Source organism: Micromonospora sp. MH99, assembly GCF_021442385.1.
In the GTDB taxonomy this organism is placed as follows: domain Bacteria; phylum Actinomycetota; class Actinomycetes; order Mycobacteriales; family Micromonosporaceae; genus Micromonospora.
The window spans coordinates 135,348-159,411 of the sequence record NZ_MUZA01000003.1; the positions used below are offsets into that span (position 1 = coordinate 135,348).

Below are 24,064 nucleotides of genomic sequence, written 5' to 3' on the forward strand. Positions count from 1 at the left end.
GGGTGGACGGCCGCTCTGATCGAAGATGCCGGATAGGGCGCACATATTTACATCATGTTGCGTCGTCTGGCAGGCTCAATCGCATCGACCACCTTCGTCATTCCGGCGGTCGGGCCGGTCCCCGGCCCGCGACCGCCGCCGGCGACGCCTGTCCGAAGGAGACCCCATGGAACGGCGCCAACTCCTCACCCTCGGCGTGCTCAGTCCGTTCGCGGCGATGCTGACCTCGGGCGGCCCGGCCAACGCCGCGGCGGCGGCGCAGACCTTCGGGTTCTCCGCCGACGGCAGCGACTTCCTGCTCGACGGCCAGCCGTTCCAGATCCGCAGCGGCGAGATGCACCCGGCCCGCATCCCGGTGCAGTACTGGCGGCACCGGATCCAGATGGCCAAGGCGATGGGCATGAACACGATCGCCATCTACGTGATGTGGAACCACATCGAGGAACGACAGGGCGTCTTCGACTTCACCACCGATCGGCGGGACATCGCCGGCTTCATCCGCCTGTGCCAGGCCGAGGGCATGTACGTGCTGCTGCGTCCCGGCCCGTACGTCTGCGGCGAGTGGGACCTGGGTGGTCTACCGCCGTACCTACTGCGCAACCCGAGCATCAGGCTGCGCGTCCGCACCGCCGCCGACCCCAACTACATGGCCGCCGTCACGCGCTACATCACCGCTCTCGCCGCGGTGGTCAAGCCGCTGATGGTGGCCAACGGCGGGCCGATCCTGATGGTCCAGATCGAGAACGAGTACGGCTCGTACGGCAACGACGCCGTCTACCTGGAGGAGTTGCGACAACTGTGGCTGCGGGCCGGGATCACCGGACCGTTCTACACCGAGGACGGCCTCGGCCAGGTGCAGGGCAACCGGACTGTCGTCACCGGTGGCGCGATCGCGCTCAGCGGTGGTGACGCCGCCGCCATCGCCGCCGCGCGGCAGTCCTTCCCGACCGTCCCGGCCATGTCCGGCGAGCTCTACCCGGGCTGGTTGACCCACTGGGGCGACGGTGGCTTCGCCGGCTCGAACACCGACATCTCCAGCCAGCTGCGGGGCCTGATGGCCGGCCGGCTGTCGTTCAACATCTACATGATCCACGGTGGAACGAACTTCGGGTACTCCGCGGGTGCGAACGCCGCCGACAACGGCTCCGGCTACCAGGCGGACATCACCACCTACGACTACGGTGCGCCGATCACCGAGCAGGGCGGCCCGTCGCGGCTGTATCCGACCTACCGCGAGATCATCGGCACGGCCCTCGGGGTGACGCTGCCGGCCGTGCCCGCGCCGATCCCCACCATCGTGCGTACCGGCGGCCAGGCGGTGCTGCCCACGCCGTACGCCTCGCTGTGGGACAACCTGCCGGCCGCGCTGCCGACCCAGACGAATCCACAACCGATGGAGATGTACGGCCAGAACTCCGGCTTCATGCTCTACCGCCGGGTCCTGCCCGGCTACACCCGGGCGACGCTGGACGTCAGGTCGGTACGCGACTATGCGACGGTGTTCCTCGACGGCGTCTACCAGGGCGGAATGTCCCGGAGCAACCTTCCGGCGGCCTACACGACGCCGCTCGGCGTGACGGTGCAGGACGCGCCGCTGGCGTTGAAGACCTCGGCGAGCGGCAGCCCCACGCTCGACATCCTGGTCGAGGGCATGGGCCGGAACAACTACGGTCAGGCGCTCGTCGACCGCAAGGGCATCACCGAACGCGTGTCCCTCGTCGACGCGGGCACCCTGACCGGCACGTTGACCAACTGGCAGACCCACCTGCTGCCGGTCGACGAGGCGTTCGTGGCCGGCCTCCGTCCGGTGCTCAGCAACAGCTCGCGGCCCGGCATCTTCTTCAAGGCCACGGTGAACCTCACCCAGACCGGCGACACGTACCTCGACATGTCCCGCTGGACCAAGGGCGTGGTCTGGGTCAACGGCCGCAACCTGGGCCGCTACTGGAAGGTGGGGCCCCAGCAGCGGCTCTACTGCCCGGCGCCGTGGCTGCGGGTCGGCGCGAACGAGATCGTCGTCTTCGACCTGCACCAGGTGCAGGCCCAGCCGATCTCCTTCGAAGCCACCCTGAGCGGCCAGTCGGGCGCCGTCCGCCACACGGTGGTCAACCGGGCCAGCGGCAAGGCCCTCGACGTGCCGGACCTGTCCCGGGTCACCGGCGTGCAGCTGATCCAGTGGACCCCCAACGGCGGTGCCAACCAGGCGTGGCTGATGGCCGGCGCGGTGGGTGCCGTCACCACGATGACCAGCGTCAGCTCGGGTCTGCTCGCGGACGTCGAGGCGAGTTCCACGGCGGACGGGGCGCGGGTCATCCAGTGGACCGCTACCGGCGGCGGCAACCAGCAGTGGCGGGTCGTGACGGCGTCCGGCGAGTTCGTGAAGCTCGTCAACGTGCAGACCGGCAAGGTCCTGGCCGTGGCCGGCGGCGCGACCACCAACGGGGCCACGATCGTGCAGCAGACCGACACCGGCAGCGCCTCCCAGCACTGGCGGCTCACGCCGTCCTGACGCCGCCCGGGCGGCCGGTCACCGGCGGCGACCACCAGGTCGGCCCGGGTTGGTGGGGGTCGGTGTGCGACCTGTTGCGGTGCGGCGGCCGCGCAGGTCGCCCACCGGCCCCGCGTCGTTCCCGTGAACTGACCACGCAGTCGTTCCCGTGAACTGCCCACGCACCGGAGATGCGAAGATGGCCGCATGGGCAGGCGGAGCGACCGGAGTGGGACGTGAACCAGCGCGAGCGGTGGCACCGGCTCCTGGAGATGGTCGCGGTCGAGGGTCAGCTCGACATCGAGTCCACCGCCCGTGAGCTGGGCGTGAGCACGGCGACCATCCGCCGTGACTTCGACGAGCTGGCCACCCAGCAGTTGGTGACGCGCACCCGGGGCGGCGTGGTCGTCACCAACGTCTCCTACGACCTGCCGCTGCGCTACAAGGCGGTGCGGCAGGCATCGGAGAAGCAGCGGATCGCCGCTGCCGCCCTCGCGTTGATCCCGCCGGGCAGCACGGTCGGGCTCAACGGCGGCACCACGACGACCGAGGTCGCCCGGGCGCTCGCGCTGCGCACCGACCCCGACGGGCAGTTGTCGGCGGCCACGGTGGTGACCAACGCGCTGAACATCGCCCACGAACTCATCGTGCGTCCGCACATCCGGGTGGTGCTCACCGGCGGGACGGCCCGGACCCAGTCGTACGAGCTGGTCGGCCGGATCGCGGAGACGATGCTCGCGTCCGTGGCGCTGGACGTCGTCGTGCTCGGGGTGGACGCGATCGACCACCAGCACGGCGCGAGCGCCCACAACGACGGCGAGGCGGCGGTCAACCACGTCATGGTGACCAGCGCGGCGCGGACGATAGTCGTCGCGGACGCCTCGAAGCTGGGCCGCCGCAGCTTCAACCGGATCTGCCCGCTGGGCGACATCGACACCCTGATCACCGACCGGTCGGCCGACCCGCGGCAGGTGAGCCTCGTCGAGCAGGCCGGGGTCACCGTCCTCCAGGTCTGACGGTCGGCTGCCTGGATCGTCGGCCGGCGCACTCGTGTGAACACGGGCACCGGGCAAAGATGTAACTCGATGCAAAATCGCGGGCTACTTATTGCATCTTGAGTCAAGCGGGTGCAGCATTCCATTTCATCGGTCCCTGTGAATGTCATCCTCACCACACCGGGAGAAAACGATGATCTGGTCATCGCTGCCCGCGCCCACCCGCCGTACGTCCGCCCGGGCCGCCGTCGTGGTCCTCATCCTGCTCGCCGCGATGCTGCACGCCGTACCCGCCCGGGCGAGCACACCGGGCAGCGCGACCGGCCTCACCCGCGCCGGGAACACGTACACCATCACCACCAGCACTGCCGCCCGCATCCGGCTCACCCTGGCCCGCGCGGACATCTTCCGCGTCTGGGTCGCGCCCAACGGCACCTTCACCGAACCGGCGGCGAACGAGATCACCGTACGGACCGACTTCGGTACGGTCGCCAGCACGGCGACCGACGAGGGCAGCGCCTTCCGCATCGCCACCGCGGCGGTGGTCATCCGGATCACCAAGAGCCCCCTGACGATGCAGGTCCAGCGCCCGGACGGGAGGCTGATCTGGCGGGAGTCGCAACCCCTCGACTGGGGCTCGGGCCGCACCACGCAACGGCTGGCCCGCGCCGCGGACGAGCAGTTCTACGGCACCGGCCTGCGCCTCGGGGAGTGGGCGTTGCGCGACAAGACGGTGCCGATCGCCGTGGACAACCAGTGGCGGGAGAACACCAACGCCAGTCCGGCGCCCTTCTACCTGTCCACCAACGGCTACGGCGTCCTGCGCAACACGTGGGCGTCCGGCTCGTACGGCTTCACCGCGCCGGTGACCACCACCCACAACGAGGAACGGTTCGACGCGTACTACTTCGTGGGTGACTCGCTCAAGGGCGTGCTCGGCGCGTACACCGACGTGACCGGCAAACCGTTCCTGAGCCCGATGTGGGGCCTCGAACTCGGCAACGCCGACTGCTTCAACGCGTCCAACCCGGCCTACCAGGGCGACCACAACCGGGCCGGGCACCAGCGGACCCCCGACGTGCTGTCGTACGCGCGGGAGGCCCGCGCCAAGGACATGCCGTCGGGCTGGTTCCTGCCCAACGACGGGTACGGCTGCGGCTACACCGACCTGCCCGCGACCGTCGCCGGCGCCAAGGCGCTCGGTTTCCAGACCGGCCTGTGGACCTCCACCGGCCTGTCGTCCATCGACTACGAGGTGGGCACCGCCGGTACGCGGGGCGTCAAGACCGACGTCGCGTGGGTCGGTGGCGGCTACCAGAACGCGTTCCGTGGCGTCCAGCAGGCGGTGGACGGCATCGAGCGCAACTCCGACGCCCGCCGGTACGTGTGGACCGTCGACGGTTGGGCCGGCACCCAGCGCAACGCCGTCGTCTGGACCGGTGACACGTACGGGCGGTGGGACGACATGCGGTGGACCGTGCCGGCCGTGGCCGGCGCCGGGCTGTCCGGCCTCAACTACGCCACCGGCGACGTCGACGGGATCTTCGGGGGCAGCCCGAACACCTACGTGCGGGACCTGCAGTGGAAGTCGTTCACGCCGGCGTTCATGACGATGTCCGGCTGGGGCGCGACCAACCCGGCGGCCGGCTACCAGGACAAGCAGCCCTGGCGGTACGCCGAGCCGTACCTGTCGATCAACCGCCGGTACCTCCAGCTCAAGATGCGGCTGATGCCGTACCACTACACGATGAGCCGCGTGGCCAGCGTGACAGGCGTGCCGGCGACCCGGGCCCTGGTGCTGGAGTACCCCAACGACCCGGTAGCCCGGGGCAACGCCACGTCCGGGGAGTTCATGGCGGGCGACGCGTTCCTGGTGGCGCCGGTGGTCTCCGACACCGAGCTGCGCGACGGCATCTACCTGCCGGCCGGCACCTGGACCGACTACTGGACCGGGCGGGTGTACCAGGGCCCGCTCACCCTGAACGGGTACGCCGCGCCGCTCGACCGGCTGCCCCTGTTCGTCAAGGGCGGCTCGATCGTGCCGATGTGGCCGCAGATGAATCACACAGGCGAGAAGCCGGTCTCCACGCTCACCTACGACCTGTATCCGCGCGGCTCGTCGAGCTTCACGCTCTACGAGGACGACGGCGTCACCCGCGCCTACCAGGGCGGGGCGTACGCAACCCAGCAGGTCGGCATGACGGCACCGACGTCCGGCACCGGGACGGTCACCGTGGACGTGGGCGCCTCCGTCGGCACGTACGCGGGCAAGCCGTCGTCACGCTCCTACGAGTTCACCGCGCACCTCGCGGCAGCTCCCCGCGCGGTAACGGTCGCCGGGCAGACCCTGCCGTCGCTGGCCACCCGGGCCGCGTACGACTCGGGGAGCAGCGGTTGGTTCTACGCCGACGGGGTTCTGCGGATCAAGGCCGGGTCGCGGAGCGCCGCGTTCCAGACCCGGATCGACGGCGCGGTGCTGCCCGTCGCCGGCACGAGCACGACGCCGCCGCCGATCCCGCGCGACAACTGGCGACTCGTGTACGCCGACAGCGAGGAGACCAGCGCGGAGAACGGCGCGGCCACCAACGCCTTCGACGGGAGTACGGCCACCTTCTGGCACACCGCCTGGTCGTCCACCGCCGCGCCCCTGCCGCACGAGATCCAGCTCGATCTGGGTGCCACGTACCAGGTCGACGGGCTGCGGTACCTGCCCCGGCAGGACGGGGGAGTGAACGGCCGGGTCGGCGGTTACGAGGTGTACGTTTCCGACAGCCCGAGCAACTGGGGCACACCGGTGGCGTCGGGGACCTTCGCCGACACGTCGACGCAGAAGGTGGTGCCGTTTACCGCCGCCCGCAGCGGGCGGTACGTGCGCCTGCGGGCACTGAGCGAGGCCGGCGGCCGGGGGCCGTGGACCACGGTGGCCGACCTGACGGTCACCGGCAGAGCTGTGGCGTCAGCGTCGGGGAGCTGACCCCGTACCCCTGTGCAAGCGACGCCGCGGGCTGCTGGAGCAGCCCGCGGCGTCCTGCGACGGCGGTCCTAGGAGAGGGACCACTGCTGGCGGGTCGCGCCGGTGGCGGTGCGCTGGACGACGTCCGCGCCGTTGTCGGTGATCGTCCCGTCGAGGTCGAGCACCCGGCCGCTGTTGCGGTTCGTGATGGTGACGTGGGTGCCGACGCGCGTGATCCGCCACTGCTGATTGGCCGCACCCGAGTAGGTCCACTGGATCACGTCCGCGCCGTCCGCCGTCGAGCTGCCGGCCACGTCGAGGGCGCGTCCGCTGCGGCGGTTGACGATGCGGTGGTAGCCGTTGCCGAGGGGAACTATCGACCACTTCTGGTGCAGGCCACCGTTGTCGGCCCACTGGACGGCGTCGCCGCCGTCAGCCGGTGCGGCGACCGCGACCTCCATGACCTTCCCGCTGGCGCGGTTCGTGAGCGTGTAGCTCGCGTTCGGGTCGAACGAACCGTTCAGGGCGTCGAGTTCCTTCAGGCTGAACCGGACGGTCATGATGTACGGGTAGCTCGTGTCCGCCGGGTCGAAGTATCCGTACGACGTCAGCACGAACGTCCCGTCGGGGAGCACCACGTTGCCGGCGTAGCCGGTGTCGCCGCTCTTGACCGAGGGCGTGAAGTCCTCCAGCAACCGCACCCGGTACTGGCCCTCCCGCGAGTTGACCAGGTCGTCGTACGTGCCGACCCAGGCCACCCAGTCGCCGGCCACCCACGCGCCGGTGTTGCTCACGCTGTTGCGGATGATGTCGCGGAAGGTGATGACGAGTCGACCGGTGGCCGGGTCGTACGTGGCGGCATGCCGCTCGCCCATCAGCGCGCCCTGCATCTCGCGCGGCTCGGTCCAGGTGTTCCCCTCGTCGTTGGAGAAGGCGACCATGGCGTTGGTGCGCTTGTTCTGCGCCCGGGCGAGCAGCGCGAGCTGGCGGCCGTCCGGCGAGCGGATGATCTCGATCTCGCACAGGCCGGCGTACTTCTCGATGGCGTTGTGCGCGGCGAGCAGCCGGGTGGGGGTGCTCCAGACGGCGTTGCCGGCGGCGTCGAAGCTCAGGTAGGTCTTCCAGTTGTTGTAGCCGCCGTCGTGGAAGATGCCCAGATACCGAAAGTCCCAGGATCCGTCGGCCTTCTTGAGGCGCACCAGTGTGGCGTGGGCGACGTAGCCGGCGAAGCCGGCGTCCGCGAAGTGGTGGGTGAACTCCGACCAGGACCGGCCGCTGTCGTCGGAGTACGCGGTCTTGAAGCCGCCCGGGCTCGCCGGGAGGCCGCTGACCAGCAGCAGCCGGGTCGTCCCGTTCGGCTTCACCACCTTGTAGAGGGTCGGCGTCTCCTTGCTGGTGGCCCAGCTCGCCGGCGTGGGGAGCCGGCCGGTCCAGGTGCGGCCACCGTCGTCGCTGCGCTTCAGGATGATCTGGCCGGTGCCGTGGCCCATGGGGTAGACCGCGAACATCGTGCGCCCGTCGTCGAGCAGGACGGTGTCGGGGTGCCCGAGGTACTGCCCGGCCTGACGGTCGGTGAGCACCTGGCGGCGCGTGTCGTCCTTCAGGTCCAGGAACGGGATCGTGTAGTCGATGCGCATGCTGAGGTCGCTGATCTCGCCCGCCGTCAGCGGTGTGCCGTAGACGCGCACGTAGTCGAGGTCGCCGCCGTAGTGCCACTGAGGTCCCTGGGCATCGACGTTGCGGCCGACCCACATGCCGTTGAGGTCCCGGACGTTGGCAAAAAACCTGGTGGAGGGGTTGGTGGCGCGTACCGTCCCGTCGACGTAGAGGCGGGTGCCCTCGCTGCCGACGGTCAGGATCGCCGTGTGCCAGACCCCGTCGTTGTAGGGGCCGCCGGTGGACGTCACCTGCGTGGCGTACGCCCCGTTCTCCCGGTTCTCGAAGTACACCGCGCCGCCGTTGAGGGAGAACGACAGGTTGCTGGAGTCGTCGGCGGTGTGCGAGGCGCTGAAGAAGCTCTTCGCGACGGCGGTGCTCGTGGACCGGAACCGGACCGCGATCGCTCCCTGGGTCAGGTTCGCGACGGCGGGCAGGTCTGCCGACCTGTCGAGGAAGGTACTGCTGCCGTTGAAGGTCTGGTTGACCGCGTAGTTCAGCGTCGCCGTGGCCGCCTGAGCGGCGGACACCGGCATCAGCAGGCTCAGCAGGAGGACGAGCGCGGCGGTGGCGGCGGTACCGGTCCGGGCCAGCGCGCCCCGGGGCAGCCTCGATCGGCAGTTCATCGGGTGATGGTCCATTGCTGTTCGGTACCTCCGCGGTAGGTCGACTGGACGACTGCGGCGCCGTCGGTGGTCGCGGCGTTGGCGACGGTGAGCGCCTTGCCGGAGTTCCGGTTGATGATCTTGAAGTACGTGCCGACCGGGATGACGCTCCACAGTTGGTTCGCGCCGCCGTGGGACGTCCACTGCACGACGCTCGCCCCGTCGGCGGTGGACGAGCCCGAGACGTCCAGCACCTTGCCGCTGCTGCGGTTGACGATGCGGTGGTAGCCGCCGCCGGCCTCGACGAGCGTCCAGCGTTGGTGCGCCCCGCCGTTGCCCGACCACTGGACGGCACCGCCGCCGTCCCCGCTGCCCGCCGGCACCTCCAGCACCTTGGCGCTGTTGCGGTTGACCACGCGGTACTCGGTCGACGGGTCGAAGGCGGCCACCGGGATCGGCGCCGTGGACGCCTCGACCTTGTCCGCCGTGACCGCCGTACCGGATGAGTTCGCGTTCTTGCTGTTCAGCACCCGCACCTTCAGGACGTGCGAGCCCTGCGCGAGCGGTCCGCTGGTGAAGACCATCGCCTGGTCCACCCGGGTGGGGGAGTACAGGTCGACGACAGTCTCCGGGCCGCCGTCGATCGAGACGCCCGCCCGGCCGTGGTTCGGCGCCCGGGCCACGAAGAGCTTGATCTTGTTGCCGGTGAACCGCACCTGGTAGGCGCTGTCGAGCGTGCTGCTGTAGTGGTCGTCGCGCTGGAACTGCTGGGTGCCGCCGGCCCCGTAAGACCACGTGCCCGAGTAGCTGAACTGGTTGTCGCCGGTCCCCACGGTGTTGTCGTTGACCTGGACCACGCTCGGCACGCCCGGGGCGTCCCCGATCGCGTCCACGCGGGCGAAGAACGCCTCCACAGTGCTCGACCGCGGCCCGCCCCACAGGCGCTCGGCCAGGACCTCGGCCGGCCGCTTCGCGTACTGGTCGAACCACTCGTCGCTCTGGTACTCCACGGCGTCCGACCAGCGGGCCATCTGATAACCGTTGACCTTGGCGTTGGTGTCCGGCGTCCAGCTCTCGTAGACGTTCTTCGTGTTGACGTAGAGGTTCAGGCCGGGAGTCACGTACAAGGTGCTCTCCGGCACGCCGACCACCGTGTAGCCCAGGTTGTAGAAGTAGTTGAGCGACCCGGTGTACGGGGTGAGGACGATGCTGGTCGCCGGCTTGATGCTGGTCTGCTGACCGTTCGTCTCCCACCAGTTCCACAGCTGGGCCGTCTTGCCGTACGAGCGCACCTTGTCGTTCATCAGGTTCATGAACTCGGTGAAGACGTCACCGGGGTACGCGAAGCCCCGCGCCTGCGCGTAGCTGACCAGCTCGGGGCACGCGTTCTTGGCGCTGTCGGTCTGGTACTCGTCGCCGCCGATGTGGAAGTACGGACCGTCGAACAGCGGCACGAACTCCGACAGCAGGTTCATGACGAACGTGCGGGCGTTCTCCTTGGTCAGGTTCAGCGTCCAGCCGCCGTTCGACCCGCCCGGCCAGGGCGCGTAGTCCATCGACGCGCAGGAGAACCGCATCGTCGGGTCGTACCTCGTCATCGCCGTCGCGTGACCCGGCAGGTCGATCTCGGGAACGATGGTGATGTGGTAGCGCTTGGCGACGTCCTGCAACCGGCGCAGGTCGGCCTTGCTGTAGGACTGCGCCGACGCCAGACCCGGGTACCTGTCGCTACGCAGCCGGAAGCCGTTCCACTCGGTGAGGTGCAGGCGCAACGTGTTCAGGCGTAGCCACGCCATCCGGCGGAGAAGGTTCTCCAGGTAGTCCATCTCGTAGAAGTGCCGGCCGACGTCGAGCATCACCCCCCGGTCCCGGTACTGCGGATAGTCCCGGATGGTCCCCGCCGGCATCGTCGTCCTCGTCGCGCTCTGCTTGATCATTTGCAGCAGGGTCTGGGTGCCGTAGTAGACGCCGGCCGCCGCGTTCGCGCGGACCACGACTGTCGGGCCGGCGGTCAGCAGATAGCCCTGGTCGCCGATGCCGGCGTCGGTGCTCGCCAGGGTGAGCAGGATGTCGCCGGTCCCGGGCGTCGCCGACGAGACGACAGGTACGTCCACGCCGCTCACCGCGCCGAGGTCGACGCGCAGCGACGTCGCGGCCGACGACAACTGGGCGGCGGACACGGGGTCCACCAGGATCCGGGACGACGGGGTCAGCGTGTACGTGCCGGTGCCGCCGGTCCACTCCCGGACGCTCGGCGCGACCTGGGGTGCCGGGTTGGCCGCCGCCTGCGCCGGCGTCGGGACTCCGAGCCCCACGCCGGCCAGCAGGGAGGCGAGTACGAGAGAAGGAAGCCGCTTGCGGGATGAGATCACTGTGGCGTACCCCGATCGGTCAGAGCGGTAGGAGGTCCTTGACGTTGCCCTGCAACAGGGGCGCGGTGCCGCTGTTGGACTGCGTGCCGACCAGGTGCACCGGCGCGGTGCCGGCGCAGGTGACGGCGAGGTTGGAGAGCGTGCACCCGGACAGCAGCCAGCGGGTGCCGAGCAGGTTCGTGGCGCGGATGTCGCTGTACCAGAGGGTGTTGCCGGTGAAGGTCGGTGGCAGGACACCGTCGACGACCACACCGGTGCCCGGGTCGCGGACCGTCGCGCCGATCGGGAACGACAGGGCGGTGCTCCAGCGCACGGGGACGCCGCCGTTGCAGTGGTTGAAGGTGTTGCCGGTCAGGCTGCCGTGCCCCCAGTTGTCACCGGCGAGCGCGCCGTACGGGCTGGTCTGGGCGAACGAGTAGTAGGCGCCGTAGCAGCCGACGGCGATGTTGCCGTTGATCGTCCAGTTTCCCGACGAGTTCCAGATGGCGAGTCGGCACGAGGTGAAGCTGTTCGCGGTCAACTGCGAGTACTCACTGCGGTCGGCCAGCGAGACGCCGAAGTAGCACCGGTGAAATGCGTTGCCGCTGACCTTGAGCCGGTAGCCGAAGTAGTCGTCGGCGGTCGAGCCGGTGATCGCCAGGCCGGCGCCGCGCCAGTTCGTGAAGTCGCAGTCCAGGATGCGTACGCCGGTGCTGCGGCTGATCCGGACGGCGACGTGCGCGAACTGTGGCGCGGTGCCGACCGGGCTGGCCTGGCGTCCGAGGAAGTGGACGCCGCTGATGGTGACACCGCTGCGGCCCACGATGGACAGTGCGCCGGTCTGGTCGTTGGCAACGGTCACCGTCGCGCCGTTGCCGACGATGAGACACCGGTCGGGCAGGGTGACCGGCGCGGTGAGGGTGTAGGTGGCGCCGGGTGCGAGCTGCACCTGAGGCGTACGGGCGAGGACGGCGTTCCAGTCGTCGGAGACGCCGAGCACCGGGAGGGACGTCGAGGCGATCGCGGCATCGGCGCGTCCGGGCGGAACGACTGCGGCGAGGGCACCGGCGGCACCCGCCAGTGCGACCGCGCGGCGGGGGAGTCGTGTGGTCATGGGTGGTCCTTCGGACAGCGGGGGGATTGTCCTACGTCTGATGTCGGACGAACTTACGAGTGATATCGACGCCCGTCAAGGGAGGGGTTTCCGGCTCGCGGCAGCCCGTCACGTGCCGGCGCTCCAGCCTCCGGCTTCACGCCGCCGTGCAAGTTGGTGCAATTTCCGGCCGGGGTTCGAGCGCGGCACGCGGACCTGCGCGGCTTCCTCAATGTGGGTGTCAACGGAGGCCGTGAGCGCGTGTGAGCGCTCAGGACCGACCTTGACGCCGCCGATGCCAGATCCTAGTGTCTGCAACATCGTGAGTGATTCAGGCGCTTGGACGTCATGACAGATCATGCGCGCTCGTGTTGCCGGCATCGTCGGAAGAGGCGGACATGAAACGAGACCTGGACGGCGGTCCGCCGGAGTCCGGGACGCCCGGCGAGCTGATCATCTCGGTGGCTCTCAATCCGGCCCTGGACGTCACCTACACCGTCCCCGACCTGGTGCCGGACACCTCCCACCGGGTGACGGACGTGGTCTCCCGCGCCGGCGGCAAGGGCCTGAACGTGGCCCGGGTGCTGCGGCAGTTGGGTGCCGAGACGATGGTCCTCGGCCTGGCCGGTGGCGCCGCCGGCGAGCAGATCGAGGCCGAGTTGGCGACCGCAGGCGTACCGGCGCAGTTCACCCGCCTCGACGCGGAGACCCGCCGCACGGTCACCGTCCTCGGGCGGGACACGGCGACAGTCCTCAACGAACCAGGTCCGTACGTCACCGCCGCCCAGTGGGTGGCGTTCCGGGACGTGTTCGCCCAGCGGGTCCGGGCGGCCCGGGTGGTGGTGCTGTCCGGCAGCCGGCCACCCGGCGTCCCCGAGACCGCGTACCGCGATCTCGTCAGCATCGCGCGGGCCGGCGGGGTCCAGACCATCGTGGACACCGAGGGTGCCGCGCTCCGCCACGCGCTCACCGCCACCCCGACGCTGGTGAAACCCAACGCCCACGAGGCTGCGGATCTGCTCGGCCGCCCGGTGCGCACCCGCGACGACGCCGTCGAGGTGGCGCACCGGCTCGTCCGGCTCGGCGCCGACGCCGGCGTCGTGTCCCGCGGCGCGGACGGGTTCGTGGCGGTCAACGGCGGGGCCGCCTACGACGCCCGCGCGCCCGAACGGGTGGCCGGCAACCCGACCGGCGCCGGCGACGCCCTCGCGGCAGTGCTCGCGCACGGGCTCCTCACCCGCGCGCCCTGGCGGGACGTCCTCGCCCGAGGCGCGGCCGTCTCGGCGGCCGCCGTCGCCTGCCCGTGGGCGGGCGAGTACGACGACGCCGTGGCTTCCCGGCTGCTGCCCGGAACCACGGTCGACGAACTGGACGAGCACCGCACCGACAGAGAGCAGGAACCGTGTCGCACGTCGCCTCCGAGATAACCTCCCAGCCCGAGACGTGGCGTCGCGCCGTGGATCTGGTCGCCCGACCGGCCGTGGCGCGGGCCCTGCCCCAACCGGGCGAACGGGTCGCCGTCGTGGGCTGCGGCACGTCGTACTTCATGGCGCAGAGTTTCGCGGCGCTGCGGGAGTCGGCCGGCCAGGGTGAGACCGACGCCTTCGCCGCGTCGGAGTTCCCCACCGGGCGACGGTACGACCGCGTGGTCGCCATCACCCGTTCCGGCACCACCACCGAGGTGATCCGGCTCCTTGAGCAGGTGCCGCCCGGCAGCCGCTCGACAGTGCTCACCACCGACGCCGACCGGCCGGTGACCCGGCTCGTGAGCGACTGCGTCGTCCTCGACTTCGCCGACGAGCAGTCGGTGGTGCAGACCCGCTTCGCCACTACCGCGCTCGCCCTCTGGCGTGCCGGTCTCGGCGAGGACCTCACCCAGGCCATCGACCAGGCGCGCACCCAGCTGGCAACCCCACTCGACCCGGCAGTGGTCGGTAGGGACCAGTTCACCTTCCTCGGCACCGGCTGGACGGTGGGCGTGGCGCACGAGGCGGCCCTCAAGCTGCGGGAAGCGGCACAGATGTGGGCGGAGTCGTACCCGGCGATGGAGTTCCGGCACGGTCCGATCAGCGTGGTGGACCACCGGTCGGTGGTCTGGATCTTCGGGCCGGTGGTGCCGGGCCTCCTCGACGATCTGGCCGCCACCGGGGCGATCGTGGTGCACGAGGACATCGACGCCATGGCGCACCTCACGACCGCGCAGCGCCTCGCCGTCGAACTCGCCGTGCGTCGCGGCCTGCATCCGGACCAGCCCCGGCTGCTCACCCGGTCCGTCGTCCTGACCGCGCCGGTCGCCTGAGGACCGTCGATGACCCTCGTTCCCACCGCCGACCTGGTAGCGGCGGCCCGGGCCGCCGGTACCGGCGTGCTCGCGTTCAACGTGATCACGATCGAGTACGCCCAGGCGATCGCCGCCGCGGCGGAGCGTGCCGGTCGTCCCGCGATCCTGCAGATCAGTCAGAACGCCGCGCGCTACCACTCCGGCGTGTCCGCCATCGCGGCGGCGACGGCCGAGGTCGCCTGGCGCTCCAGCGCCACCCTGTCGCTGCACCTGGACCACGTCGAGGACACCACCCTGCTGGAGCAGGCGGCCGACGCCGGATTCAGCTCCGTGATGGTCGACGCGTCCACGCTGCCGTACGCCGCGAACGTGGCCGCCACCCGCAAGGCGACCGAGTGGGCGCACGACCACCGGCTGTGGGTGGAGGCGGAACTCGGCTACGTCGGCGGTAAACCGGACGCCCCGGCGAGCGCCCACACCGCCGGGGTCCGCACCGACCCGGCCGAGGCCGCCCGCTACGTCGCCGAGACCGGCGTCGACGCGCTGGCGGTAGCGGTGGGCAGCTCCCACGCGATGGCCGACCGGACCGCCTCGCTGGATCTCGACCTGGTGACCGCGATCCGCGACGCCGTACCGGTGCCCCTGGTCCTGCACGGCTCCTCCGGGGTGCCGCTGGAGCAGATCCGCGCCGCGGTCACCCGTGGCATGGTGAAGATCAACGTCGGTACGGCCCTCAACGTGGCGTTCACCGACGCGGTCCGGGCCGCCGTGCCGCACTCCCGCGACCCGCGCCGATACCTCGCTGCCGGCCGGGACGCGGTGACCGACAACGTCGCGCGCCTGCTCACGCTCCTTCCCGCGGCCCGCTTCTAGGCGGGGAAGGCGGGTGCCGGCTCGGACAGGTTGAGCCGCAGGGCGGCCGCGACGGCGCCGAGGGCACCGCCCTCGTCGCCGAACTGGGCCGGCACGACGTCCGGGTGGCGGGTGTGTCGGGGCATCGCCAGTTCGGCGATCGCCGCGCGGACCGGCCCGAGCACCACCTCGCCGGCGTGGGCCAGGGTGCCGCCGATGGCCACCGTGCCCGGATCCACCTGCACCACCATGCCCGCCAGCACGCGACCGAGCAGCGTCGCGGCCTGCCGCACCACGTCCTCGACTGTCGGCTCGCCGGCGCGGGCCCGCGCCACCAGGTCGGCCGGGTCGCTGACGGTCACGCCCCGGGCGGCGCAGCGCTCGATGAGCGCCGACGGACGAATCAGCAGTTCCAGGCACCCGCGGCCACCGCACGGGCACGGGTCCCCGTCGGGATCCACGCTGACGTGGCCGATCTCGCCGGCCGCGCCGTTCGCCCCGCGGGCGAGCCGGCCATCGACGATGAGGCCGCCACCGACGCCGTCACTCCACCGGACGTAGATGGCGTCCCGCACGTCGCGGGCCGCTCCCCAGGTGCCCTCGGCGAGCGCGGCCAGCCGCGAGTTGTTGTCGGTGACGACGGCGACGCCGTACCGGTCCTGGATCCGCGCGCGGACCTGCTTGGCGGCCGCCGACGGGCTGGCGCCGCCCGCCGGACGAGCCGGGCCGGCCACCAGACCGGGCAGGCCGAGGCCGATCGCCTCCAGCGCCCGCAGATCGATGTCGTGCTCCTGCACGAGGTCGTCGATCAGCTTGATCGCGGCGTTGGCCCGCCGGGCCGGCCCCGCCGCCAGCGTGATGGGCCGGCTGCCCCGGGCCAGGATGTCGTGCCCCAGGGTGGCGACGATGACGGTGATCGTCGCCCGGCCGAGGTCGATGCCGACGATGCGGCCGGCGGACGGGTTGAGGCTGACTGTCGTGGACGGCCGTCCCCGGCCCCGGTGGCCGGACAGCGCGGGCTCCCGCTCGACGACCACACCGCGGGCGATGAGGTCGGCGATGATGTCGAAGAGGGTGGTGCGCGACAGCCCGGTCAGCCGGATGAGGTCGGCCCGACTGAGCGGGCCGGCGCTGCGGAGCTGGGCCAGCAGGGCCTCCGTGTGCGCCAGCCGCACGCGTTGCATGGCATCCGGGCGTTCGATCACGGCACCATCATGACCGACGCCTGCCTCCGGGTGTCGTCGTGGCAACGTACGGCGCGGTGGCCGGCGCCGCCACGTGGCGAGGTGACGGCGCCGGCCGGCGGTCAGCTGGCGCGGACGGTGACGCTCAGCGCCGCCTGGACCGGGGCCAGCCCGGCCGAGCGCACGGACAACGTCCCGGTGTACGTCCCCGCCGCGCCGAACGTGCGCCGGGACACCACGGTGAACGCGCTGTTGATCTGCATCGCCGGGATGCTCGGCTCGCGCGTCGCGGCGGGTGTCAGCGCCTCCACCCGGCCGTCGCTCCAGGTGATCGTGGCGGCCAGATCGGTGCTGCGGAGCCCGGGGGCGGTGACCGTCCAGGTGGCGCCGGCCGGTGCGCCGACGACGACGGCGGTGGGCCGGCCGATTGCCTGGTGGCGCCACGGCACGTCGGCGGTGGGGAAGAAGTTGACGCCCTCGACGGTCAACCGTCCCCCGGCCACGGACAGTCGGGTGGTGAAGTCGGCGTAGTCGCGCTGCGCCTGCGGGGTCCACCCCACCTCGGCGGTGGCGATGAGGCGCGGGAAGCTGTAGTACTGCGCCTGGCCGACGCGGCGGATGAACTCACCCCACAGGGCCGACTCGACCCCGAGCACGCTGGTCTCGGCGATGTTCGGGATGAAGGTGCCCGGGTCCCAGTTGTAGTGCCGGTCCAGCCCGCACGGTCCGCCGCACGCCCAGGTGCCGCCGAGCGGCTGGCGGGAATCCTGCTTCTGCGGCACGTACGTGTGGGCGGCGGGGGAGAGGACGACCCGGGCGCCGCGGCCGTTCACCGCGTTGGCCACCGCCGTGCGGTCGCCGTTCCAGTACTGCACCACCGCGTTGCCCTGCGGCAGCGCCGTGCCGGCGTACTCGTTCCAGCCGACCACTGTCTTGCCGAGTGACGCGACAGTCGCGGTGAAGGCGTCGACCATCGTGGTGTAGTTCGCGTGGCTGGTCACGTGCGCCTCGTCGCCGCCGATGTGCAGGTAGGGCCCCGGCGTCATGGCGGCGATCTGGGTCAGGACCTGCGTGGCGAACTCGTACGTCGTCGCGCTGGCGGAGTCGAGCGTCGAGTAGCCGACGTTGCCGGTGCCGTTGGCCGGCGCGGTCTGCTGGCCGGACGCCGGCTTGGGCTGGGCGCCGGCGGTGTTCAGCTGGGGGATGGCGTGCAGCGCCGCGTTGGTGTGCCCCGGCATGTCGATCTCCGGGATGACCGTCATGCCGTTCACGCCGGCGTAGCGCACGATCTCGGCGTAGTCGGCCCGGGTGTAGAAGCCGGTGACACCCAGCTCGGTGCCCATCAGTTGACCGCTGTCGTTGTAGGTCATGGCGGTGCGTCCGCTGACCGAGGTGAGCCGGCCGTAGTCGATGCCCGCCGGGTTGCTCGCCGGGTTGTCGATGGCGATCCGCCAGCCCTGGTCGTCGGTCAGGTGCAGGTGCAGACGATTGATCTTGTATTGCGCGGCGCTGTCGATGTACGCCTTGATCTCGTTCATCGGGTAGAAGCTGCGGGCGACGTCGAGCATCATCGCGCGGTGGGCGAAGCGCGGGTAGTCGGTGATGGTCACCGCCGGCACCGTCCACGCGGTGCTCACGACGGTGTCGGACTCCACCCACTGGGGCAGGAGTTGCCGCAGCGTCTGCACCCCGTTGAGCGCGCCGTTCGCCGTGTCGGCGCTGATCCGGACCGTGCCGCTGGTGACGACCAACCGGTACCCCTCGGCGGCGTGGCCGGCCGGACCCTTGCCGGCCCCCACCTCCACGACGATGGGCGCGGGCGCGGTGCTCTGGGTGACGACCGGCAGGGCGTACCCGGTGGCGGGGCGGAGCAGCCCGGCGAGGTAGGTGGCGGGTGCTGTCGCCGGCGATCCGACCGCGACGATCGGTGTGCTCGGGCTCAGGGTGTACGGCGTGCCACCGTTCTCCGCGAGCGACACCGGCTTGGGCAGCAGGCCCAGCGAGGGTGCCGGTGCCGGCTCGGTGCCGTCCCAGATCTCGAACTCGGAGATCGAATAGCCGTAACCCGCCCACCGCTGGTGGCCCTGCATCCGTACGTAGGACACCGGCTGGGACGAGTTGACCGCGATGACGTCGGTGCGGGGGCAGGTGTCGCGCTGGAGGCGGGTCACCGTGGTCCACGCGACGCCGTCGGTCGACGTCTGCAGGGAGAAGTCACGGGCGCACGCGTTGGGCCAGGTCAGCGTCACGTGGTCGACCCTGGCGGCACTGGCCAGCCGTACCTGGATCCAGTTGTCGTCCTGGTACTTCGACGACCACCTGGTGCTGCGGTCGCCATCGTTGACGTGTGCGGCGACGAAGTCGGCGCGGTCGAGTTCGACGCTCGACGCGGTGGCGGTGCCGGTGCGGGCCAGGTTCACCGGCGCGGCCATGGCCGGCGTGCCGGCCGGAAGCGGCGCGAGCAGCGACGCGGTGACCACCACGGCGAGCTTCGCCGCGCTCAGGCGGCGTCGGGATCCAGGGGTGTGGCGGGAGCGCGGAATCGACATGGGACTCCTTCGTCCGTCGCCCGGCTCGCCGGGAGACTGGTGGCTCGGGTAGCCGCAGTCTGGTCAAGCCGTTCAATTTAGTCAATGGGTCGGACAATAAACGGGCATGCCGGCCGGGCGTTGTCACGTGGCGCGGCCAGCCCTAGGCTGCGGGCCAGAGGTCTGACATCTTATGAACCGCCGCAGCGCTCCCAGCTCGGGCTTTTTAGTCCGAAGGGTTGACATGATTCGTCGAGTCACCAAAGATTCGCTTACCTTCAGCGCCGCCGACCGGAAAGGGGCCCCATGTCCGAGCTGGGCTACGGAGCACCACCGTGGCGATAGACGTTCAACCGTCCCCACCCCGAGGGTCAGAGACCACCGCGGCGTCGCCGCAGCGCCGCGCCGTACCGCTGCTGGTGTGGAACGTGATCGCCGTCGTGCTGGGCATCGGCATCTGGACCGTGCTGGCACAGATCGGGGTCTCGGGCCTCCCCGGGCCGCAGGAGGTCGCCGTCCGCGCCGGTGAGCTGGCCATGGACGGCACCCTCCTCGACGACAGCCTCGCCAGCCTGCGTCGGGTGCTCATCGGTTTCGCGCTCGGCAGTGCCCTCGCGATCCCGGTCGGCTTCCTCATGGGCTGGTACGGGACGGCACGCGGGCTGATCGAGCCCTACGTGCAGTTCTTCCGCACGATCCCGCCCCTGGCCGTCATCCCGCTGGCCATCCTGCTCATGGGCATCGGGGAGACCCCGAAGATCTTCGTCATCTTCCTCGCCGCGTTCCTGTCCTGCGTCGTGTCGACGTTCCAGGGCGTGGTGAACGTCGACAAAACCATGATCAACGCTGCCCGGGTGCTCGGCGCCAACGACGCGGTGGTGTTCCGCCGGGTGGTGGTCCCCGCGTCCACCCCGTTCATCCTGGTCGGCATGCGCGTCGGCCTCGGCGCGGCCTGGGCGACGCTTGTCGCCGCCGAGTTGATCGCCGCGCAGGAGGGCCTCGGCTACCGGATGCAGCAGGCGCAGATCTACTACGACCTGCCGAGCATCTTCGTCGGCCTGATCACCATCGGTGTGCTCGGCCTGGTCATGGATCGGCTCCTGCTCGCCGCCGAGAAGCGCCTCACCGGATGGCAGGAACGCCGATGACCGAGAAGATCTCCTTCCGCTCCACCAGCCGCACGTTCGAGGTGGGCGGCAAGCCGTTCCACGCGTTGCGCGACGTCGACCTGGACATCGCCGACCGGGAGTTCGTCACAGTGGTCGGGCCGTCCGGCTGCGGCAAGTCGACGCTGATGAACATCGCCGCCGGCCTCGTCGAACCCACCGGCGGCGAGGTGCTCGTCGACGCACGACAGGTGCGGGGGCCCGGCCCGGAACGCGGCGTCATCTTCCAGCAGTACGCGCTGTTCCCCTGGCTGACCGTGCGCGAGAACGTCGAGTTCGGTCTCCGGATCGCCAAGGTGGGGCGGGCCGAACGGCGCCGACGGGCGCAGCACTTCATCGACCTCGTGGGCCTCACCGACTTCGCCGACGCGCTGCCCCGCATGCTGTCCGGTGGGATGCGGCAGCGGTGCGCCATCGCCCGCGCGTACGCCGTCGACCCGGGCGTCCTGCTCATGGACGAACCCTTCGGCGCCCTCGACGCCCTCACCCGGGTGCAGATGCAGGATCAGCTGCTGGCCACCTGGGGCTCCGAGCGACGGACCGTCATGTTCATTACCCACGACGTCGACGAGGCCGTCTACCTCGCCAACCGGGTCGTCGTCATGGCGGCCCGGCCGGGCCGGGTGCACGAGGTCATCGACGTCGACCTGCCCTACCCGCGGACCGAAGCGGTCCGCCTCTCCCCGGAATTCTCCCGGATCCGCAATCGGGTCTGGCGCGCTGTCTACCACCAGACCCCTCAGGAAGGTGCATCCCGATGAGCACTCTCTCCCGTCGCGCCCTGCTCGCCGGCATCGCCGGCCTCGGTGCCGCCGCGGCCCTCGCCGCCTGCGGCGACGACGACAAGTCCGGTTCGGGCGGCTCGGCCACCGAACCGGTGAAGCTGGGCTACATCGCCGACTTCACCGGCGCGAGCCTGATGGCGATCGCCGAGGACAGGAAGCTCTGGGCGCAGCACGGCCTGAAGCCGGACCTCAAGGTCTTCACCAACGGGCCGCTCCAGGTGCAGGCCCTCGGCGCGGGCGACCTCGACTTCGGCTACCTGGGTCCGGGCGCGCTGTGGCTGCCGGCGTCCGGCAAGGCCCGGGTCATCGCCATCAATTCGCTCGGCTTCGCCGACCGGGTCATCGCCCAGCCGGGCATCACCTCCATGGCCGCGCTCAAGGGCAAGAAGGTGGGCGTACCCGAGGGCACCTCCGGCGACATGATGGTGCGGCTGGCCCTGCGACGCGCCGGACTCTCCATCGACGACGTCAGGAAGGTCACGATGGATCCCAGCACCGTCGTCACCGCGTTCGGGTCCGGCCAGATCGACGCCGCCGGCATCTGGTACCCGCTCATCGGCACGATCAAGAAGCGGGTCCCGAACCTCGCCGAGCTGGCCAAGAACGACGACTTCTACCCGGACATCAGCTTCCCGTCCGCCTATGTCGGTCGCAACGACGTGGTGACCGGCAAGCCGGAGCTGGTCAGGAAGGTGCTCGCGGTGCTGCGCGCCGCCAACGACGAGCGGGCGGCCAACGTGGACGGCGCCGTCGAGGTCACCGCGAAGTTCCTCAAGTCGGCGCCGGTCGAGCAACTCCGCGCCGAGGCCAGCAACGCCCGGTTCCTGCCGTCGGCCGAACTCGCCGCCAAGTCCACCGACGGCACCGTCGCGGGCTGGCTCACCGGCCTCAACGGCCTGTTCAAGGACCTCGGCAAGCTGCCGGACGTCGTGGACCCGAGCACCTACTACGACGCCGCCGCGTACGCGTCCTGAGTCCGGTGAGAAGGGATCAACCCGTGCGGCCCAACATCGTCTTCATCATGGCCGACGACCACGCCGCGCACGCGGTGGGCGCCTACGGAAGCAAGATCAACGAGACGCCGCACATCGACCGCATCGCGACCGGTGGCGCCCTGCTGGAGAACTGCTTCTGCACCAACTCCCTGTGCGCGCCCAGCCGGGCCACCATCCTCACGGGCACCTACAACCACGTCAACGGCGTGCAGACGTTGTCGACCGAGTTCGACAACCGGCAGCTCGTCTTCCCGGAGCTGCTGCGCCGGGCCGGCTACCAGACCGCGCTTGTCGGCAAGTGGCACCTCGGGCACGGCCCGGAGCACGACCCCCGGGGGTTCGACTACTGGGAGGTCGTGCCCGGTCAGGGCCGCTACCGCGACCCCGTGTTCATCGGCATGGACGGCACCGAACAGGTCCGCACCGGCTACTGCACGAACATCATCACCGACCTGGCCGTCGACTGGCTCGACCGGCGCGACCAGCAGCGGCCCTTCTGCCTGCTGGTGCACCACAAGGCGCCGCACCGCAACTGGGAGCCCGACGACAAACACCGCGACATGTACGTCGACGACGTGGCCGTACCGGGCTCGTTCGACGACGACCACTCCGGGCACGCCGCTGCCGCCCGGGCCGCCCGGATGCGGGTGGACCGGGACCTGACCGCCAACGACATCAAGGAGATGCTGCCGCCGCACCTCGACCCGGACGAGGCAGCGCTCTGGACCTACCAGCGGTACATCAAGGACTACCTGCGCTGCGTCGCCAGCGTCGACGACAACGTGGGCCGCCTGCTCGACTACCTCGACGAGCACGGGCTGACCGACGACACGATCGTCGTCTACACGTCCGACCAGGGCTTCTTCCTCGGCGACCACGGCTGGTACGACAAGCGGTTCATGTACGAGGAATCGCTGCGCATGCCGTTCCTCATCCGCTACCCGGCGGAGATCCCGGCCGGCTCCACCACCGGCGCGCTCGCCATGAACGTCGACTTCGCCCAGACGTTCCTCGACTACGCCGGCGTGCCGGCCGACAGCCGCATGCAGGGGCGCTCACTGCGCCCGCTGCTGCGCGGCGAGGACGTCGACGACTGGCGGCAGTCGGTGTACTACCGCTACTGGGAGCACGACGACGACGAGCACCACGTGTGGGCGCACTACGGCGTCCGCACCCACGACCACAAGCTGGTCTACTACTACGCCGACGGGCTGGGTCTGCCCGGCACCTCCGCGACGGCGCAGGAGCCGGAGTGGGAGCTGTTCGACCTGCGGGCCGATCCGTGGGAGATGCGCAGCGTCTACGACGACCCGGCGTACGCGCCGATCCGGGCGGCCCTCACCGCCGAGCTCGCCCGCGTCCAGCAGGAGTGTGGTGACACGCCCTGGCAGCCGCCGACAGCGGTCACCGGGTGACCGACGAGTCGGCGGGACGAGCCGACCGCCGCTGGCCACGCCGGGTCTACGGGGTGGGCACCGAGCCGGACCCGAGGTTCACCCTCGCCAACGAGCGCACGTTCCTCGCGTGGCTGCGGACCGCGCTGGGTCTCATGGTGGCCGCCGCGGCGGTCAAGGCCTTCGGTACGGACGGCTCGCAGTGGGCGGCGGTCGTGCTCGCGGTGCTCGCCGTCGGGGTGGCCGCCGAGGCGTTCCCCCGCTGGAGCCGCAACGAACGGGCGTTGCGGCTCCAGCTGCCGCTGCCGTCCACACCTGTCGTGGCCGTGTCGGCGGTGGGGGTGGTCGCGGCCGGCGTGACGATCGCCGTCGTGGTGCTGATCTGATGTCGTGGTGCTGAGGTGACGGATCCACCGTGTCCCGCCGACCGGGGGGCGCAGGCCGAACGCACCCTGCTGGCGTGGCTACGCACGGCGCTGGCGACGGCCGCCGTGCTGGTGGCCGTCGGCCGGGAGCTGCTGCCGACTCGTCCGTTCGCCGCGGGGATCGTGCTGGCCTGCGCGCCGCTGGCCGTCGCGGTGGTGACGGTGGCCCGACGCCGGTACCGCACCGTGCGACTGCCCACCGGGCTCGGGCGTCCCGACGGCGCGGCACCGTTGGCTGCTGCCGGAGCGTTGGTGGCGGTCGGCGGCATGGCGATCCTCGCCCACGTCCTCGCCCGCTGAGGGCGACAGGTGC

General features: G+C 70.8%; 17 protein-coding genes. 12 read left to right on the top strand and 5 right to left on the bottom strand.

What is annotated here, in order from left to right:
* The first annotated feature begins 166 nt into the window (after positions 1–166).
* The 3 genes from B0E54_RS02885 (at position 167) to B0E54_RS02895 (ending at position 6,457) form a co-directional block, all read left to right on the top strand.
* Positions 167–2,509 carry a beta-galactosidase gene (locus B0E54_RS02885; RefSeq protein ID WP_234581656.1) on the top strand — a complete coding sequence of 781 codons (2,343 nt, stop codon included), beginning with the start codon at positions 167–169 and terminating at the stop codon, positions 2,507–2,509.
* Positions 2,510–2,724: 215 nt separating this feature from the next.
* Entirely contained in the window at positions 2,725–3,504 is a 780-nt protein-coding gene (locus tag B0E54_RS02890) for a DeoR/GlpR family DNA-binding transcription regulator (protein WP_234581657.1), read from the top strand.
* A 172-nt stretch (positions 3,505–3,676) separates the two neighbouring features.
* A complete protein-coding gene (locus B0E54_RS02895) occupies positions 3,677–6,457 on the top strand; it encodes a discoidin domain-containing protein (protein WP_234581658.1) in 2,781 nt (926 codons plus the stop codon).
* A gap of 68 nt (positions 6,458–6,525) precedes the next feature.
* Here the strand turns inward: B0E54_RS02895 and B0E54_RS02900 are convergent, their stop codons facing one another.
* Genes B0E54_RS02900 through B0E54_RS02910 form a run of 3 tightly spaced genes read right to left on the bottom strand, consistent with a single transcriptional unit; the run spans position 6,526 to position 12,162 of the window.
* On the bottom strand, positions 6,526–8,718 hold the full coding sequence (locus B0E54_RS02900) for an RICIN domain-containing protein (protein WP_234581659.1): 2,193 nt from the start codon (positions 8,716–8,718) through the stop codon (positions 6,526–6,528).
* Positions 8,715–11,069 carry a family 20 glycosylhydrolase gene (locus B0E54_RS02905; RefSeq protein WP_234581660.1) on the bottom strand — a complete coding sequence of 785 codons (2,355 nt, stop codon included), beginning with the start codon at positions 11,067–11,069 and terminating at the stop codon, positions 8,715–8,717. Before B0E54_RS02905 ends, B0E54_RS02900 begins: the two co-directional genes overlap by 4 nt.
* Positions 11,070–11,088: 19 nt before the next feature.
* Positions 11,089–12,162 carry a right-handed parallel beta-helix repeat-containing protein gene (locus tag B0E54_RS02910; protein ID WP_234581661.1) on the bottom strand — a complete coding sequence of 358 codons (1,074 nt, stop codon included), beginning with the start codon at positions 12,160–12,162 and terminating at the stop codon, positions 11,089–11,091.
* 377 nt (positions 12,163–12,539) lie between these two features.
* Between B0E54_RS02910 and B0E54_RS02915 the strand changes: the two genes are divergently transcribed.
* From B0E54_RS02915 to B0E54_RS02925, 3 genes are read left to right on the top strand one after another with little or no spacing between them, the layout of a single operon-like run.
* Positions 12,540–13,568 carry a 1-phosphofructokinase family hexose kinase gene (locus B0E54_RS02915; RefSeq protein WP_234581662.1) on the top strand — a complete coding sequence of 343 codons (1,029 nt, stop codon included), beginning with the start codon at positions 12,540–12,542 and terminating at the stop codon, positions 13,566–13,568.
* Entirely contained in the window at positions 13,544–14,440 is an 897-nt protein-coding gene (locus B0E54_RS02920) for an SIS domain-containing protein (RefSeq protein ID WP_234581663.1), read from the top strand. The genes B0E54_RS02915 and B0E54_RS02920 overlap by 25 nt, the downstream gene beginning before the upstream one ends.
* A 9-nt stretch (positions 14,441–14,449) precedes the next feature.
* Complete coding sequence (locus B0E54_RS02925; RefSeq protein ID WP_234581664.1) at positions 14,450–15,295, top strand: class II fructose-bisphosphate aldolase; 846 nt, start codon at positions 14,450–14,452, stop codon at positions 15,293–15,295.
* On the opposite strand, the gene B0E54_RS02930 is transcribed toward B0E54_RS02925, so the two are convergent.
* Together B0E54_RS02930 and B0E54_RS02935 are read right to left on the bottom strand one after the other, a co-directional pair.
* Positions 15,292–16,479, bottom strand: coding sequence for an ROK family transcriptional regulator (locus B0E54_RS02930; protein ID WP_234581665.1), 1,188 nt, complete (start codon positions 16,477–16,479; stop codon positions 15,292–15,294). The two genes, B0E54_RS02925 and B0E54_RS02930, sit on opposite strands and share 4 nt — an antisense overlap.
* 101 nt (positions 16,480–16,580) lie before the next feature.
* Positions 16,581–19,007: a family 20 glycosylhydrolase gene (locus tag B0E54_RS02935; protein ID WP_234581666.1), complete on the bottom strand. Its 2,427-nt coding sequence runs from the start codon at positions 19,005–19,007 to the stop codon at positions 16,581–16,583.
* Positions 19,008–19,321: 314 nt separating this feature from the next.
* On the opposite strand from B0E54_RS02935, the gene B0E54_RS02940 reads away from it, so the two are divergent.
* Genes B0E54_RS02940 through B0E54_RS02965 form a run of 6 tightly spaced genes read left to right on the top strand, consistent with a single transcriptional unit; the run spans position 19,322 to position 24,051 of the window.
* A complete protein-coding gene (locus B0E54_RS02940) occupies positions 19,322–20,134 on the top strand; it encodes an ABC transporter permease (RefSeq protein ID WP_234581667.1) in 813 nt (270 codons plus the stop codon).
* Entirely contained in the window at positions 20,131–20,913 is a 783-nt protein-coding gene (locus B0E54_RS02945) for an ABC transporter ATP-binding protein (protein ID WP_234581668.1), read from the top strand. Before B0E54_RS02940 ends, B0E54_RS02945 begins: the two co-directional genes overlap by 4 nt.
* Positions 20,910–21,911 carry an aliphatic sulfonate ABC transporter substrate-binding protein gene (locus B0E54_RS02950; protein WP_234581669.1) on the top strand — a complete coding sequence of 334 codons (1,002 nt, stop codon included), beginning with the start codon at positions 20,910–20,912 and terminating at the stop codon, positions 21,909–21,911. The genes B0E54_RS02945 and B0E54_RS02950 overlap by 4 nt, the downstream gene beginning before the upstream one ends.
* Before the next feature lie 23 nt (positions 21,912–21,934).
* Positions 21,935–23,347, top strand: coding sequence for a sulfatase (locus B0E54_RS02955; RefSeq protein WP_234581670.1), 1,413 nt, complete (start codon positions 21,935–21,937; stop codon positions 23,345–23,347).
* On the top strand, positions 23,344–23,712 hold the full coding sequence (locus B0E54_RS02960; protein WP_234581671.1) for a DUF202 domain-containing protein: 369 nt from the start codon (positions 23,344–23,346) through the stop codon (positions 23,710–23,712). Before B0E54_RS02955 ends, B0E54_RS02960 begins: the two co-directional genes overlap by 4 nt.
* A gap of 15 nt (positions 23,713–23,727) precedes the next feature.
* Entirely contained in the window at positions 23,728–24,051 is a 324-nt protein-coding gene (locus B0E54_RS02965) for a DUF202 domain-containing protein (RefSeq protein WP_234581672.1), read from the top strand.
* Positions 24,052–24,064 lie beyond the last annotated feature (13 nt).